At 70.8% G+C, this 14,952-nt stretch carries 13 protein-coding genes; 6 read left to right on the top strand and 7 right to left on the bottom strand.

The annotated features are described in order from the left end of the window. Positions 1-188 precede the first annotated feature (188 nt). A complete protein-coding gene (arc, locus tag ACFWY5_RS43815; RefSeq protein ID WP_184968230.1) occupies positions 189-1,952 on the top strand; it encodes a proteasome ATPase in 1,764 nt (587 codons plus the stop codon). A 64-nt stretch (positions 1,953-2,016) separates the two neighbouring features. Here the strand turns inward: arc and ACFWY5_RS43820 are convergent, their stop codons facing one another. The 6 genes from ACFWY5_RS43820 to ACFWY5_RS43845 are packed head-to-tail and all read right to left on the bottom strand — an operon-like array spanning position 2,017 to position 7,832. Next, a complete protein-coding gene (locus ACFWY5_RS43820; RefSeq protein WP_379638379.1) occupies positions 2,017-2,940 on the bottom strand; it encodes a LysR family transcriptional regulator in 924 nt (307 codons plus the stop codon). 48 nt (positions 2,941-2,988) lie between these two features. Continuing rightward, on the bottom strand, positions 2,989-3,723 hold the full coding sequence (locus tag ACFWY5_RS43825; RefSeq protein WP_379622168.1) for a serine hydrolase: 735 nt from the start codon (positions 3,721-3,723) through the stop codon (positions 2,989-2,991). Then, positions 3,720-5,372 carry an amidohydrolase family protein gene (locus tag ACFWY5_RS43830; protein WP_379638381.1) on the bottom strand — a complete coding sequence of 551 codons (1,653 nt, stop codon included), beginning with the start codon at positions 5,370-5,372 and terminating at the stop codon, positions 3,720-3,722. The genes ACFWY5_RS43825 and ACFWY5_RS43830 overlap by 4 nt, the downstream gene beginning before the upstream one ends. Next, entirely contained in the window at positions 5,372-6,124 is a 753-nt protein-coding gene (locus ACFWY5_RS43835) for an amino acid ABC transporter ATP-binding protein (protein ID WP_379638390.1), read from the bottom strand. The genes ACFWY5_RS43830 and ACFWY5_RS43835 overlap by 1 nt, the downstream gene beginning before the upstream one ends. 2 nt (positions 6,125-6,126) lie before the next feature. Then, positions 6,127-6,966, bottom strand: coding sequence for an amino acid ABC transporter permease (locus tag ACFWY5_RS43840; RefSeq protein WP_379622163.1), 840 nt, complete (start codon positions 6,964-6,966; stop codon positions 6,127-6,129). Continuing rightward, positions 6,963-7,832 (bottom strand): ABC transporter substrate-binding protein, encoded by an 870-nt coding sequence (locus ACFWY5_RS43845; RefSeq protein WP_379622161.1) that lies wholly within the window; start codon positions 7,830-7,832, stop codon positions 6,963-6,965. The genes ACFWY5_RS43840 and ACFWY5_RS43845 overlap by 4 nt, the downstream gene beginning before the upstream one ends. A 122-nt stretch (positions 7,833-7,954) precedes the next feature. On the opposite strand from ACFWY5_RS43845, the gene lysA reads away from it, so the two are divergent. The 5 genes from lysA (at position 7,955) to ACFWY5_RS43870 (ending at position 13,698) form a co-directional block, all read left to right on the top strand. After that, positions 7,955-9,193, top strand: a complete 1,239-nt coding sequence (gene lysA, locus ACFWY5_RS43850; protein ID WP_379638382.1) for a diaminopimelate decarboxylase — start codon at positions 7,955-7,957, stop codon at positions 9,191-9,193. Between the two features lie 11 nt (positions 9,194-9,204). Then, a complete protein-coding gene (locus tag ACFWY5_RS43855) occupies positions 9,205-10,263 on the top strand; it encodes a diaminopropionate ammonia-lyase (RefSeq protein ID WP_379638383.1) in 1,059 nt (352 codons plus the stop codon). Positions 10,264-10,353: 90 nt separating this feature from the next. Further along, positions 10,354-11,457 carry an acyltransferase family protein gene (locus ACFWY5_RS43860; protein ID WP_379638384.1) on the top strand — a complete coding sequence of 368 codons (1,104 nt, stop codon included), beginning with the start codon at positions 10,354-10,356 and terminating at the stop codon, positions 11,455-11,457. Between the two features lie 86 nt (positions 11,458-11,543). Then, positions 11,544-13,058, top strand: a complete 1,515-nt coding sequence (gene dop, locus ACFWY5_RS43865; protein WP_379622153.1) for a depupylase/deamidase Dop — start codon at positions 11,544-11,546, stop codon at positions 13,056-13,058. A 430-nt stretch (positions 13,059-13,488) separates the two neighbouring features. Then, positions 13,489-13,698: a ubiquitin-like protein Pup gene (locus ACFWY5_RS43870; RefSeq protein ID WP_184968246.1), complete on the top strand. Its 210-nt coding sequence runs from the start codon at positions 13,489-13,491 to the stop codon at positions 13,696-13,698. A gap of 473 nt (positions 13,699-14,171) precedes the next feature. On the opposite strand, the gene ACFWY5_RS43875 is transcribed toward ACFWY5_RS43870, so the two are convergent. Further along, positions 14,172-14,924, bottom strand: coding sequence for a TetR/AcrR family transcriptional regulator (locus ACFWY5_RS43875; RefSeq protein ID WP_379622151.1), 753 nt, complete (start codon positions 14,922-14,924; stop codon positions 14,172-14,174). Between the last annotated feature and the right edge of the window lie 28 nt (positions 14,925-14,952).

Below are 14,952 nucleotides of genomic sequence, written 5' to 3' on the forward strand. Positions count from 1 at the left end.
GTGCGTTGGTGCGTGACACGGGAACATCTCGCCGTGTTCATATGCTGGCAGGATTAAACGCACCATTGGGGATTATTCACCGAATACCGAATGTCACTCTACGAACACTGCCCGGCCAGGTTACGGAGGGGCCCGAGATAGGTAAGGTCCTTAGTAGTCGCCCTCGACTGGGAAGGAGGTGACGGGGCGTGGCAGCTCGCGATGATGCTGAGGCTCGAGCCGCGCAGCGCGAACGGGAGGTCGCTGATCTCACAACACAGGTCTCCTTCCTCCAAGAGGAGATCACCGCGCTGAGGCGGAAGCTGGCCGAGTCACCCCGTCAGGCCAGGGTCCTGGAAGAGCGTCTCCATGAGGTCCAGGCGAATCTGGCGGCGGTGACCGGCCAGAACGAACGCCTGGTGGCAACTCTCAAGGAGGCCAGGGACCAGATCGTCGCCCTCAAGGAAGAGGTGGACCGGCTGGCGCAACCGCCATCCGGGTTCGGCACCTTCCTGGAGGCCAGAGAAGACGGCACGATCGAGGTGTTCACCGGAGGGCGCAAGCTCCGCGTGAACGTCAGCCCGGCCGTCGACGTCGACTCGCTCCGGCGTGGCCAGGAGGTCATGCTCAACGAGGCGCTCAACGTGGTCGAGGCACTCGGCTACGAAGAGGTCGGCGAGATCGTGATGCTCAAGGAACTGCTCGACAACGGCAAGCGCGCCCTGGTCATCTCGCACGCCGACGAGGAACGCGTCGTGCGCCTGGCCGAGTCGCTGGTCGACCAGCCCATCAGGGCCGGCGACTCGCTGCTGCTCGAGCCGCGCTCCGGCTACGTCTACGAGCGCATTCCCAAATCCGAAGTCGAAGAGCTGGTGCTCGAAGAGGTCCCGGACATCTCCTACGAGGAGATCGGCGGCCTCATGCGGCAGATCGAGCAGATCAGGGACGCCATCGAGCTGCCCTACCTGCACGCCGACCTCTTCCGCGAGCACAAGCTCAGGCCCCCGAAGGGCGTGCTGCTGTACGGCCCGCCCGGCTGCGGCAAGACGCTCATCGCCAAGGCGGTCGCCAACTCGCTGGCCAAGCAGGTCGCCGAGAAGACCGGCCAGGAAGGCAAGAGCTTCTTCCTCAACATCAAGGGCCCGGAGCTGCTCAACAAGTACGTCGGTGAGACCGAGCGGCACATCCGCCTGGTCTTCCAGCGGGCGCGTGAGAAGGCCTCAGAGGGCACCCCGGTGATCGTGTTCTTCGACGAGATGGACTCGATCTTCCGCACCCGAGGCTCTGGCGTCAGCTCCGACGTCGAGAACACCATCGTGCCCCAGTTGCTGTCGGAGATCGACGGCGTCGAGGGCCTGGAGAACGTCATCGTCATCGGCGCCTCCAACCGCGAGGACATGATCGACCCGGCGATCCTGCGGCCCGGCCGCCTGGACGTCAAGATCAAGATCGAGCGGCCGGACGCCGAGGCGGCGAAGGACATCTTCTCCAAGTACCTCGTCACCGGACTTCCCCTGCACCCGGAGGACCTCAGCGAGCACGGCGAATCGCGCGAGGGCACCATCGCGGGCATGATCCAGAGCGTCGTGGAGCGCATGTACACCGAGAGCGAGGAGAACCGCTTCCTCGAGGTGACCTACGCCAACGGCGACAAGGAAGTCCTGTACTTCAAGGACTTCAACTCCGGCGCGATGATCCAGAACATCGTCGACCGGGGCAAGAAGATGGCCATCAAGCAGTTCCTGGAGACGGGGCAGAAGGGCCTGCGGGTGCAGCACCTGCTGGCCGCCTGCGTCGATGAGTTCTCCGAGAACGAGGACCTGCCCAACACCACCAACCCGGACGACTGGGCGCGGATCTCCGGAAAGAAGGGCGAGCGGATCGTGTACATCCGCACCCTGGTCTCCGGCAAGCAGGGATCCGAGGCCGGCCGTTCCATCGACACCGTCGCCAACACGGGCCAGTACCTGTAACGCCACGGACGTGAGGTGGCCGCGCGGATCTCCTCCGCGCGGCCCTTCCGTTTCCGGGGTGGCCTCAGCGCAGTCCGGGGTCCAGGGAGTTGAGGAGCTGGGCCGCGGCGGTGCGCAGGTAGGCGATGAAGGAGCGGGCCGCCGGGTTCGGGTTCGTGGGACGGCGGGCCACGCCGATGCGGCGGAACAGCCGCTGGTTGACCACCCGGCACACCTGGACGCCGGTGACGCCCTGCAGGCCCAGGCTCGGCACCAGCGCCACGCCCAGCCCGGCGCGTACCAGGCCGATCGTCACCTCGTAGTGGTCGCTGCGGCAGCGCACCTGCGGGGTGAAGCCCTCCAGCGCGCTGGCGCGTTCCAGCGTCGAGACCGGATGCTCGGCGCCGAACGTCGTGATCCAGTGCTCACCGGCCAGCTCCGCCAGCCGTACCCGGGGACGCTGGGCGGCCTGGTGGCCGGCGGGCACCACGAGCAGTTGCGGCTCGTCGAACAGGTGCAGGACCTCCACCCCGTCCGGGCACTTCCACGGATCCAGCGCGTGCTCGAAGACCACGAGCACGTCGAGCGCGCCGCGCTCGAGATCGGGCAGCAGCTCGTACGGCTGGCCCTCCACCAGGTCGAGCCGCACGCTCGGATAGCGGGTGGCGAAGCGCGACAGGGCCAGCGGCAGCAGGCGGTACCCGGCCGAGGCGAAGAAGCCGATCCGCAGCTCGCCCGCGTCGACCCGGGCCTGGGCCAGCAGGTCCTTCTCGGCCGCCTCCAGGATGTCGACGACCTCCTGCGCCCGGTGGGCCAGCCGGCGGCCGGCCTCGGTCAGCCGCAGGCTCTGCGCGTTGCGCTCCACCAGCCCGACGCCCGCCTCCTCCTCCAGCTTGGCGAGCTGGTGGGAGACGGCCGACGGCGACAGCTTCAGGCCGCGCGCGGCCCCCGCGATGCTGCCGGTGCGGAACACCTCCAGCAGCACCCGGAGACGATGGCTGCCGAGCATGCGGCCTCCTCTGTCGAACGGACGTGGGCCTACCCTAATCAGCCCAGGTCAGGCGGCGATGAGCAGGCCCGCCTGGCGTACGGCGGCGGCCAGGTCGTCCTCGCTGCCGGCCGGGCCGCAGGCGAGCACGGCGTAGGCGCGCTCGCCCATCAGCCCGACGTCGGCCCGCACGCCCTCGTCGGTGCCGGTCTTGTTGGCCAGCCACGCGCCCTCCGGGTCGTGCCGGACCAGCGCGGGCACGAGCGTGTGGTCGGTGTTGGCCAGCATCCACTCGCGCAGCTGCACCTGCCAGCCGTTGCTCCCGGCCACCAGCGCGGCCAGGCCCGCCAGCTCCGCCGCGGTCCCCACGGCGAACGTCGGCGGGTGCTCAGGGCCGCGCGGCTCGCGGATGCGGTCGAGCAGCCGCGTACGGGTCAGGCCGAGCGCCGCCCCCGCCGCGTTGACCCGGTCGAGGCCGACGGTGCGCAGCAGCGCGTTGGTGGCGGTGTTGTCGCTGACGGCCGCGGTCATGAGGGCCAGGTCGGCGACGCTCCACGTGCGCGCGCTCAGCCCGAGCAGCACGCCGGAGCCGCCGCAGTAGTCCTCCTCCTCCAGGCGCACGGGCGTGGCGGGGTCGAGGATGCCGCCGTCGATGCTCATCGCGACCTCGGCCAGCAGGAGGAGCTTGCCGACGCTGGCCAGCGGCAGCTCGGCGTCCTCGTTGATCCCGAATCCGCCGCCGGGGCGGCGTACCGCCACCGCCAGCGTTCCCGGGCAGGCCGCCGCGAGCTCGGCGAGCGTCATGGGGTGACGATCCCGCCGGGCGTGGCGCCGGTCGGCTCGCCGCCGGCCACCGTCGGCTCGCCCGCCACCACGACCGCCGCCATCCCCCGAGGGGGCAGCAGCGGGTCGGCGTAGGTGGCCGCGTCCGCGATCGCCGCCGGGTCGAACACCACCAGATCGGCATGGGCCCCGTCGCGCACCACCCCGCGACCGGCCAGGCCGAAGCGCCCGGCGGCCATCCCGGTCATCTTGTGCACCGCCGCCTCCAGCGACAACAGGCCCTCCTCTCGCGCGTAGTGCCCCAGCACCCGCGGGAACGTCCCGGCGATCCGCGGATGCGGCCGCCCCGGCTTCGGCACGCCGTCCGAGCCGATCATCGTGAACTCCGCCGCCAGCACCCGGCGCACGTCGTCCTCGCGCATCGAATGGCTGATGATCGTCACCTGGCCGCCCTCGGCCAGCAGCAGCTCGGCCGCCGCGTCCACCGGGTCGCCGCCGAGCGAGGCGATCGTGCGGCCCTCCAGCTCTCGGTGCCCCACGGCCGAGGCCACCGAGATGAGGTCCCAGCCGCCGTTGCCGACCGTGTTCTCCCAGCCGGGCACGCCCTCGGCGATCGCGTGGCGCATCCTGTCGCGCTGGGCGGGGTCGCGCAGCCGTTCCAGCAGGGCGGGGGTGCCGCCGTCGTTGGCCCACGGCGGCAGCATCGCCGACAGCGACGTGCTCCCCGCCGTGTAGGGGTAGACGTCGCAGGTGACGTCCATGCCCCCGGCGCGCAGCTCGGCCAGGCGGGCGAGGGTCCGCTCGGTCCTGCCCCAGGCGTGCCTGCCCGCGGTCTTGTGGTGGGAGACGTGCAGCGCCGCGCCGCTCCTGCGGGCGATCTCGGCCGCCTCCTCCAGCGCCTCCTCCACGCGCGCCATCTCGTCGCGCAGATGGGTCACGTACGGCCGGCCGTACCGCGCGGCCACGCTCGCCAGCGCGACCACCTCGTCGGTGCCGCCGTAGGTGCCCGGCGTGTAGATCAGTCCGGTCGAGAGCCCGGCCGCGCCCGCCGCGAGCGCGTCGCCGAGCAGTCCGCACATGACGTCCAGCTCGTACGGCGAAGCCGCCCGGTCCTCATACCCGACCACCCCCGCCCGCAGCGTGCCGTGCCCGACCAGCGAGGCGAGATGATTGGCCCGGGGCGCCCCGGCATGCGCCTCCGCAAACCCCGCGAAGTCACGAAATATCGGTACTCGGCCGCCGAAAGAGGTCCGGCTTGACCGTGACAGCTCCTCCAGCCGCTCCGGCAGCGCGGGGAACAGGCTCGACCCGCAGTTGCCGCAGATCTCCGTCGTCACCCCCATCCGCACCGGCGCCGCGGCCAGCTCCGCGAACTCGGGGCCGAACAGCGAGGCGGCGTCGGAGTGGGTGTGCACGTCGATGAACCCGGGCGCCACCACCATCCCGGCCCCGTCCAGCACCACGCGCGCCCGGGGATCCGGCTGAGATCCGGCGCCCGGGGCGTACCCCTGAGGGGAAGGGGATCCGGGGGCGGGGCCGTACCCGTGAGGGGAGGGGCCTGAAGGCGGCAGGAGGACCACGCGGCCGTCCAGAGCGCCGACGTCGGCGCGGTGCAGGGGCGCGCCCGTGCCGTCGGCCAGGCGCGCGCCCGTGATGAGCAGGTCCAGCATCACAGCACCTGCCCGAGGAACGCCCGGGTCCGCTCGTGGCGGGGATTGGCCAGCACCTCGCGCGGTGGCCCCTCCTCCACGATCAGCCCGTCGTCCACGAACACCAGGTGGTCGCCCGCCTCCCGCGCGAAGCCCATCTCGTGGGTCACCACGATCATGGTCATCCCGCTCGCCGCCAGATCGCGCATGACCGCCAGTACCTCCTGCACCAGCTCCGGGTCCAGGGCGCTGGTCGGCTCGTCGAACAGCATCACCTTCGGGTTCATGGCCAGGCTACGGGCGATCGCCACCCGCTGCTGCTGGCCGCCCGACAGCTGCGACGGGTAGTGCCCGGCCCGGTCGGCCAGCCCCACCCGCGCCAGCAGTTCCCCGGCCCGCTGCGCCGCCCGCGCGCGTGGCACGCGCTGGACCGCGCAGGGTCCCTCCATCACGTTCTCCAGCGCCGTCATGTGCGGGAACAGGTGGAAGCGCTGGAACACCATGCCGACCTTCTGCCGCTGCCCGCACAGCTCATCGGGCCGCAGCAGGTGCAGCCGCCCGGCCCGCTCCCGGTAGCCGACGAGCTCGCCGTCCACCCAGACCCGGCCCGAGTCGATCGTCTCCAGCCGGTTGACGCAGCGCAGGAGCGTCGACTTGCCGGAACCCGACGGGCCCACGACGCACACCACACCGCCCTCCGGCACCTCCAGGCTGACGCCCTTGAGCACCTCCAGCGCGCCGTATTTCTTCCTGACCGACTGCAGCCTGACCATGCTCACGACGCGTACCCCCTGCTGAAGCGCCTTTCCAGGAAGTGCTGGCCGACGCTGGCGACGCTCGTCAGCAGCAGGTACCACAGCGACGCCACCACCAGCAGCGCGATCACCTCGAAGTTCTCCAGGTAGATGCGCTGCGAGACGGTCAGCAGCTCCGCCCCGGCGATCACCGACACCATCGAGGTCGTCTTCAGCATCGAGATGAACTGGTTGCCGGTCGGCGGGATGATCACCCGCATCGCCTGCGGCAGCACCACCCGGCGCAGGATCTTCCTGTGCGACATGCCGAGCGACTCGGCCGCCTCGCGCTGGCCGGGATCCACCGAGCGGATGCCCGCCCGGACGATCTCCGCCATGTACGCGCCCTCGTTGATCGTCAGCCCCAGCAGCGCCGCGATGAACGGCGTGATCAGCTGGTGCGCCTGCCACTCCACGAGCATCGGCCCGCCGAACGGCACGCCGATCCCGATCACCGGGAACACCAGCCCGATGTTGAACCAGAAGATCAGCTGAACCAGCAGCGGCGTGCCGCGGAAGAACCACGTGTACAACGCCGAGGCGCCGCGCAGCACCGGGCTGTCCGACAGCTGCATCACCGCCGCCGTCACCCCCAGCACCACGCCCAGCCCCATCGACAGCACCGTCAGCGCGATCGTGACCAGCAGCCCGCCCAGAATTCTGCCGTCGAACAGGAACGCCACGATCACGTCCCAGTGCAGGTTCTCGTTGACGACGACCGTGTACGCCAGCCACACCAGCCCCAGCGCGGCGGCGGCCGCGGCGACCATCGGTCCCGGCCGCCGCGGCTTCACCGCCTCGATCGGAAGCTCGGCCGTCACGGCGCACCCGTGTTGACGGTCACCTTGGAGACCGCGTTGGGGCCGGTGCCGTACTTGTCGAGCACCGCCTTGTAGGAGCCGTCGTCGACCATCTCCTGCAGCGCCTTGGCGATCGCGTCGCGCAGGCCCGTGTTCTGCTTGCCGACCGCGATGCCCCAGGGGCCGGCGTCGTACTGCTCGGCCAGCACCTCGTACTTGCCGGTGTCCTTCGCGAACATGTACGCCACCGGCGAGTCCACGATCGTCGCCACCGTCCGGCCCGAGTCGATCGTCAGCAGGCCGGTCGGCGCGTCCTCGCTCTGCAGGATCTCCATCTTCTTTTCGCACTTGTCGTTCTGGCGCTTGCCGATCTCCAGGTTCGAGGAGCCCTTGGCCAGCACGACCTTCTTGCCGCACAGGTCCGCCAGCGACGTGATGCCCTCCGGGTTGCCCTTCTTGACCATCACCGAGCCGCCCGCGTTGAAGTAGTCGACGAAGTCGACCGCCTGGCGGCGCTGGGCCGTGTCGCTCAGCGACGACATCGCGATGTCCCACCGGCCGCCCTGCAGGCCAGGGATGAGCCCGTCGAACGCCGCGTTCGTCACCGTCGTCTTCAGCCCGAGCCGCGTGCCGATGGCCGTGGCCAGGTCCGGGTCCACGCCGGTCAGCTCCTGCGTGCCCGGCTTGTACATCTCCATCGGCGGATAGCCCTCCGACGTCGCCACACGCAGCACGCCCGCCTCGCGGACGCTCTGCGGCACCAGTTCCTTGGCGCTCTTGCCGCCCGACTCCGGGGCTGAGGGCGCCGCCGTACCGGAGGACGACCTGCCGCAGCCCGCGCCCAGCGCGCACACCGCGACCAGCGCGATGACCAGGTGTTTTCGCATGGCGGCCATCGTTGGCGAGCACTTCGCCCGATCCCAAGGGATGTGCACGCTTCTGCCCCTCAGCATCGAAACCCTCGATGCTGAGGCACCGGCACCCGCGACGCTTCCTACGCTGACGCGACATGAGCATCGACAGCGTGTGGCCGGCGAGCGCGACCTGGGCCGAAGGCGTGCTGCACCTCGGCGGCCTGGCCGTCACCGACCTGGCCCGCGAACACGGCACCCCCGCCTACATCCTCGACGAGGCCGACTTCCGCGCCCGCGCCCAGGCCTGGCGCGACGCGCTGCCCGGCGGCGACGTGCACTACGGCGGCAAGGCGTTCCTGTGCCCGGAGGTCGTGCGCTGGCTGGACCGGCTCGGGCTCAACCTCGACGTGTGCACCGGCGGCGAACTGGCCGTCGCCCAGGCCGGCGGCATGCCGCCCGAGCGCGTGGTCTTCCACGGCAACAACAAGTCCGAGGACGAACTGCGCCGCGCCGTCGCGTGGGGCGTCGGCTGCGTCGTGCTGGACTCCTTCGCCGAGCTGGAACGGCTGGCCGCCATCGCCGCCGGGCACGGGAGCGTCCAGCCCGTCATGATCCGCGTCACCCCGGGCGTCGACGCCCGCACCCACAAGTCCATCGCGACCGGCGGAGAGGACTCCAAGTTCGGCTTCTCGCTGTCGGCGGGCGACGCCGAACGCGCGGTCCGCCTGGTCCGCGCCCGGCAGTCCCTGCGCCTGTCGGGCCTGCACTCCCACATCGGCTCGCAGATCCTGCAACTGGACGGCTTCGCCGAGGCCGCCCGGCGCATGACCGCCTTCGCCCGCGCCATGGACGTCGACCGCCTCGACCTCGGCGGCGGCCTGGGCATCGCCTACCGTCCCGGCGACCCCCGGCCGCCCGCACCGTCGGACCTCGTGACCATCCTGCAGAAGGAGACCGGCGGCCTGCACCTGTCCGTCGAACCCGGCCGCTCCATCGCCGGGCCCTCCACCGTCGCCCTGTACACGGTCGGCACCATCAAGGGCGGCTACGTCAGCGTGGACGGCGGCATGAGCGACAACCCCCGCCCCGCGATGTACGGCTCCCCGTACACGGCCGTGCTGGCCTCCCGCGCCTCCTCCGCTCCCGCCCGCGGGTTCACGGTGGTCGGCAAGCACTGCGAGAGCGGCGACGTCCTCGTCCGCGACGCCCGCCTTCCCGGCGACCTGGAGCCCGGCGACGTGCTCGCGGTGCCCGCCAGCGGGGCCTACCAGCGCTCGATGGCCAGCAACTACAACCACGTGCCCCGGCCGCCGGTCGTCGCCGTCCGGGACGGCGCGGCCCGCGTGGTGGTCCGCGGGGAAACCGAATCCGACCTTCTCCGGCTCTATCCGTAACCCTGGTTAGCATGGCCGCCATGCTCAATCCCGGCCGCTCGCCGTACACCAGCACCGACCGGGACCTGATCGGCGTCGCGCACGCCCGTCAGGTCCGCGATCACTTCGCCGCCGCGCCGACGCCCCTGACGGCGCTTGCGCGGCTGGCCGCCGGGCAGCGCGTCGGGAAGATCCTGGTCAAGGACGAGAGCGACCGCATGGGGCTGGGGAGCTTCAAGGCGCTCGGCGGCGGTTACGCGGTGGCCAGGCTGGTCGGCGAGGAGGCGGGGCCGGACGCGGGGGAGGGGCGGCTGCGGGAGGTGGCGGCCCGTGCGCCGTTCGTGTGCGCCAGCGCGGGAAACCACGGGATCTCCGTGGCCGCCGGGGCCAGGGCGCTCGGCGGGACCTGCGTGGTCTATCTGAGCCACGAGGTGCCCGAGGAGTTCGCCGATCGGCTCCGGGCCCTCGGCGCCCGGGTACGGCGCAGCGGCGCCGACTACGACGAGAGCATGGCCGACGCCCTCCGGGCGGCCACCGGCAACGGCTGGCGGCTCATCTCCGACAGCTCCTGGCCCGGCTACACCCGGGTGCCCCTGGACGTCATGCGCGGCTACACCGCCCTGCTCGACGAGGCCTACGAGGCGGGCGCCGCGCCCACGCACGTGTTCGCGCAGGCTGGGGTGGGCGGCCTGGCCGCGGCGGCCGCCGCCTACGTGCGCGACCGGTGGGGCGAGGACCCGGTGGTGGTCGTGGTGGAGCCCGAGGGCGCCCCCTGCCTGCTGGAGAGCGTGCGGGCGGGTGAGCCGCTGCGGGTGAAGGGCTCCCCGACCTCCCTGGGCCGCCTGGACTGCCTGGAGCCCTCCCTCCTGGCCTTCAGGCTCCTCGGGCACCTGGCCGACGCGTTCGTCACCGTGACCGACGCCCAGGCCGTCCTGGCCGCCGCCGCGATGGGCGAGGAGGGCGTGCGCGTCTCGCCGTGCGGAGCCACGGGTACGGCGGGGCTGATGGCCCTGGACGACGACACGCGGAGCGCGCTGCGGCTCGGCCCTGACTCCACCGTCCTGGTCATCGGCACGGAGGGGCCGGTTTAGGGGCGGCAGCGCGGGGTTGTAAATCACCGCGAAAATAAACGCATGGGACAGATGGGAACCAAGTGACGCACGAGACGCGTCAAAGCGGGCGTGCATCGTCGGGCGCCGGAGCGGCTTGCTGAACTGGATCTGCTGCGGTTCGTCGCGGCGCTGGCCGTAGTGGCCTTCCACTACCTGGTGGCCTTCAAGTCGGTGTGGGGTGAGCAGCCCGCCGAACTGTTCCCCGCGGTCGCCCCCCTGGCCGGGCTGGGAATCCTGGGCGTCGAGCTGTTCTTCATGATCAGCGGGTTCGTGATCCTCATGAGCGCCTGGGGCCGCGGGCTGGGGGCATTCGCGCGCTCGCGGTTCGTCCGCCTGTATCCGGCCTACTGGCTGAGCCTCGCCGCCGCCTTCGGCCTGTACGGCGTGCTCGCGCTCAAGGGGCCCGACCCCAAGCTGACCGGCGCCGAGTACGCCCTGAACGCCACCATGTTCCAGCGCCTGTTCAAGGGCATCGACGCGGTCGGCGTCTACTGGTCGCTCTGGGCCGAGCTGCGCTTCTACCTGATCATGGCCGTCATGATCCTCATCGGCATCACCGCCAACCGGATCCTGATACTCGGCGGCGTCTGGCTGGCCGCCGCCACCGGCGCCCTGTTCCTGGACAACCAGGTCGTCAACGAGATCGTCATGCCCGCCTACGCCCCGTACTTCGTCGCCGGCATGTCCCTCTACCTGATCCACCGGCGCGGCTCCTCCTGGCTGCCCTGGCTCTACGTCGTGGCCGGATGGGCCCTGGCGCTCAACGCCGCGCTCGAACGCGTCGAACGCCGGGTCAAGGCCGCCGGATCGGCCGCCATGCCGGTCACCGACCTCGGCGTCATCCTCACCGTCACCGCGATCTTCGTGGTCATGGCCCTGGTCGCGCTCGGGCTCCTGCGGATGCGTTCCAACGGCCTGCTGACCGCGCTGGGCGGCACCACCTACCCGCTGTACCTGTTCCACTCGGCCGCGGCCGTCGTCCTCATCCCGCTGCTCGCGGGCGGCCTGCCGCCCTGGCTGATCGCCCTCGTGACCCTGCTCGCCGCGATCTTGGTGTCCTATCTCGTCTACGCGTGCGTCGAACGTCCGGTCCAGCGACTTCTCAGACCACGCAAGTCATCCCGAACCCCAGCAGCGCCCTCCACACAGGTCGAAAAGGCGTCGGTGCCATAACTCTGTGGCCTTGGGGCACTGTGAAGGGCATAGGCTCGGGCATATAAACGGCGGATAGCGATTTGGCTGGACGACGAGAGGTGCGCATGACGGTGCGTCGGGTGATGGGCATCGAGACCGAGTACGGCATTTCCGTACCAGGTCAGCCAGGCGCCAACGCGATGGTGACCTCATCGCAGGTCGTGAACGCCTACCTGGCCGCCTCGGCGGCCCGGGCGCGACGCGCCAGATGGGACTTCGAGGAGGAGAACCCGCTGCGCGACGCGCGCGGCTTCGACCTGGCCAGGGAGGTGGCCGATCCCAGCCAGCTCACCGACGAGGACCTCGGCCTGGCCAACGTCATCCTCACCAACGGCGCCCGGCTCTACGTCGACCACGCCCACCCGGAGTACTCCACTCCCGAGTGCACCAACCCCCGCGCCGCCGTCATCTGGGACAAGGCCGGAGAACGCGTCATGTACGACGCCGCCACCCGCGCCTCGGCGATCCCCACGAACGCCCCCATCCAGCTCTACAAGAACAACACCGACGCCAAGGGCGCCTCCTACGGCTGCCACGAGAACTACCTCATGCGCCGGGCCACGCCGTTCGCCGACATCGTGCGTCATCTGACGCCGTTCTTCGTCTCGCGGCAGGTCGTGACCGGGGCGGGCAAGGTCGGCATCGGCCAGGACTCGCGCGGCGAGGGCTTCCAGATCTCCCAGCGGGCCGACTTCTTCGAGGTCGAGGTGGGCCTGGAGACGACGCTCAAGCGCCCCATCATCAACACGCGCGACGAGCCGCACGCCGATCCGGAGAAGTACCGCCGCCTGCACGTGATCATCGGCGATGCCAACATGTCGGAAATTTCGACATACCTGAAGCTGGGCTCCACGGCGCTCGTCCTCGCCATGATCGAAGACGGCTTCCTGACCCGCGACCTCGCCGTCGACAACCCCGTCCAGGCCCTGCGCGCGGTCTCCCACGACCCCACCTGCCGCTACGAGATCGCCATGCGCGACGGCCGCAAACTGACGGCCATCCAGCTGCAGATGGAGTACCTGGAGCAGGCCAGAAAGTACGTCGAAGAGCGCGGCACCGCCCAGGACGAGATGAACAAGGACATCCTCGACCGCTGGGAGTCCGTCCTCACCCGCCTGGCCGACGACCCGATGCAGCTCTCGCGCGAACTCGACTGGGTCGCCAAGCTCGAACTCCTCGAGGGCTACCGCACCCGCGACGGCCTCGCCTGGTCCCACCCGCGCCTGCAGCTCGTCGACCTGCAGTACTCCGACATCCGCCCCGACCGCGGCCTGTACAACCGCCTGGTCGCCCGCGGCCGCATGCAGCGCCTGGTCACGGAGGACGACGTCCAGCGCGCCGTCGAGAACCCGCCCAACGACACCCGCGCGTACTTCCGCGGCCGCTGCCTGCGCCAGTACAGCGAGTCGGTGGCGGCGGCCTCCTGGGACTCGGTCATCTTCGACATCCCGGGCCGCGAGTCCCTGCAGCGCGTGCCCACCCTGGAACCGCTGCGCGGCACGAAAGCCCACGTCGGCGAGCTCTTCGACCGCTGCCGCACCGCCGCCGACCTCGTCGCCGCCCTCACCGGCGGCGACTAGCGCGTCTTCTGCCTTTCCTGCTGGTTTGCGCGCCCGCTTCGCCCGCGCCTTGTCGCGGGCGCTTTTCGTGCGTTGCGGGCACAACCCCTCCTGTCCGTTACGGCAAGCCGCCCCCACCGCCACCCGCCGACCACCCTCCCTCCGTCCAGGGAGACGGCAGGCAGGGCGCGCCGCCCGGCCCGCCGTAACGCCGCCCGTAACCACGCGGACGGGGCCTCCAGGTCACCATGGCGGCTTTGACCCGCTTCGTGGGCCCAGAACGCCCGGCGCTGCCTGCCATGGCTGAGCCGTCGCGTCCGGCTCGGGTTTACGTAGGGTGGAGCAGTGGTTCCGGGTCGAGCGAAGATCGCGCGGTGATGGACGCGAAATGTCGCTCGGTTCGGGGAAGATATGGCTTAGAGACAGTCCCCCAAGCGGAGGTAGGTAGGACATGGCGACAAAGGACACCGGCGGCCAGAAGCAGGCCGGGCGGCGTGAGAGCGAGGTCGAGGAGACCGAAGCCTCGGCGTCCGCCGACGTCCAGGAGCGGCAGGAGAAGCTCACGGACGATGTCGATGCGATCCTGGACGAAATCGACGAAGTGCTCGAAGAGAACGCAGAGGAATTTGTTCGCTCCTACGTCCAAAAGGGCGGCCAGTAGGGGCAAACATCTAGCAAAGGGGTGGAAACGCCCTCGCGAGGTGAGTGGTGCCCGGGCTGTGGTCGCTCTCCGGGTGCGGTTCATTCGGGTCATCGCGCGAGGGAGGGGCGTGCGCGAGGCCGCCGCGGCCGGTGCGGTCGTGGACCGGCGCGCGTGAGGTCCGCGGGGAGATCGAGGAGGAGTACGGGCGAAACGGGTCCACCGGGAATGGGCTGACCATGGCATGACCCAACGACGACTTCGAGCGCGCGCTCGCCTGCCGGGGCGGGCTCCGCGCCGACCGTCAGACCGTTCCCTGGACCTTCGCCGACCCTCTCCACCGCCGGCCGCGACCGGGCGCGGCGGCGTGGCGGGTGCTACCGCCCAGTTCGCGGCACACGCTGACGACGAGGTGCTGCCTCAACATCCCCACCGCGAGGTGCTGCCCTCGCGTCCTCACTGCGATGGGCCGCCCCGGGCCTCCGGTGATGGTGTTACGTGATGCGGTGGGCCAGGCCGTCCATCAGCATGGTGAGCCCGAGGCGGAACGCGCCCTCCGGGTCGGTGGACATGCCGGTGGTCTCGCCGACCGTGGTCGAGACGCGCTGGGCGATGGGGTAGGACACGCCGCCCATGGCTGTGGCCAGGGCCGGGGCGACGCTCTCCCACCACTGCACGTCGGTGAGGGAGCTCTCCTGCCAGACGCGCCGCATCGAGATGACCCCGCGGGCGCTGCTGGAGACGAGGCCCAGGACCGCGGTGAGCGTCTGGTCCATCTCGATGTCGCCGAGCCCGAGCCCGTCCAGCGCGGCGAGTTCGGCCTCGTACTTGCCTGACACGCCGGGTCCCGGCACGGGGCGGCCGGGGGCGACGTCGACGGTCCAGGGGTGGGCCATGTGGTGGTCCCAGTTGGCCTGGGCGACGCGTTCGATCCTGGCCCGCCAGGTCGCCGCCGCGGCCGGGGGCGGGCCGGTGGCGTACACCTCGGCGGCGACGGCGTCGAGCATCAGTTCGATGAGTTCCGCGCGCCCGGCGACGTGCGGGTAGAGGGCCATGGGGCTCACGCCCAGGTCGCCGGCGACCCTGCGGATGGTGAGCGCGTCGAGGCCTTCGGCGTCGGCGACCGCGATGGCCGCGCCGGTGACGCGTCTGGGCGTGAGGCCGGACCTGCTCACCGCTTCGGTGGGTTTCCACAGCAGGCCGATCAGCTTGATCGGGTCGCCGGGCCGTTCGGCTCTCTTCGCCATTCTCCGCTCCCATCTGTTTACGATGTAT

Source organism: Nonomuraea sp. NPDC059007 (assembly GCF_042740555.1).
Lineage (GTDB): Bacteria > Actinomycetota > Actinomycetes > Streptosporangiales > Streptosporangiaceae > Nonomuraea.

Bases quoted from the DNA above. Each gene is read 5' to 3' on its own strand.
- ACFWY5_RS43835 (WP_379638390.1), bottom strand. From the start codon at position 6,124: ATGGTCAGGCTGCAGTCGGTCAGGAAGAAATACGGCGCGCTGGAGGTG.
- ACFWY5_RS43845 (WP_379622161.1), bottom strand. From the start codon at position 7,832: ATGCGAAAACACCTGGTCATCGCGCTGGTCGCGGTGTGCGCGCTGGGC.
- ACFWY5_RS43820 (WP_379638379.1), bottom strand. From the start codon at position 2,940: ATGCTCGGCAGCCATCGTCTCCGGGTGCTGCTGGAGGTGTTCCGCACC.
- ACFWY5_RS43830 (WP_379638381.1), bottom strand. From the start codon at position 5,372: ATGCTGGACCTGCTCATCACGGGCGCGCGCCTGGCCGACGGCACGGGC.
- ACFWY5_RS43825 (WP_379622168.1), bottom strand. From the start codon at position 3,723: ATGACGCTCGCCGAGCTCGCGGCGGCCTGCCCGGGAACGCTGGCGGTG.
- ACFWY5_RS43875 (WP_379622151.1), bottom strand. From the start codon at position 14,924: ATGGCGAAGAGAGCCGAACGGCCCGGCGACCCGATCAAGCTGATCGGC.
- ACFWY5_RS43855 (WP_379638383.1), top strand. From the start codon at position 9,205: ATGGCCGCCATGCTCAATCCCGGCCGCTCGCCGTACACCAGCACCGAC.
- lysA (WP_379638382.1), top strand. From the start codon at position 7,955: ATGAGCATCGACAGCGTGTGGCCGGCGAGCGCGACCTGGGCCGAAGGC.
- dop (WP_379622153.1), top strand. From the start codon at position 11,544: ATGACGGTGCGTCGGGTGATGGGCATCGAGACCGAGTACGGCATTTCC.
- ACFWY5_RS43870 (WP_184968246.1), top strand. From the start codon at position 13,489: ATGGCGACAAAGGACACCGGCGGCCAGAAGCAGGCCGGGCGGCGTGAG.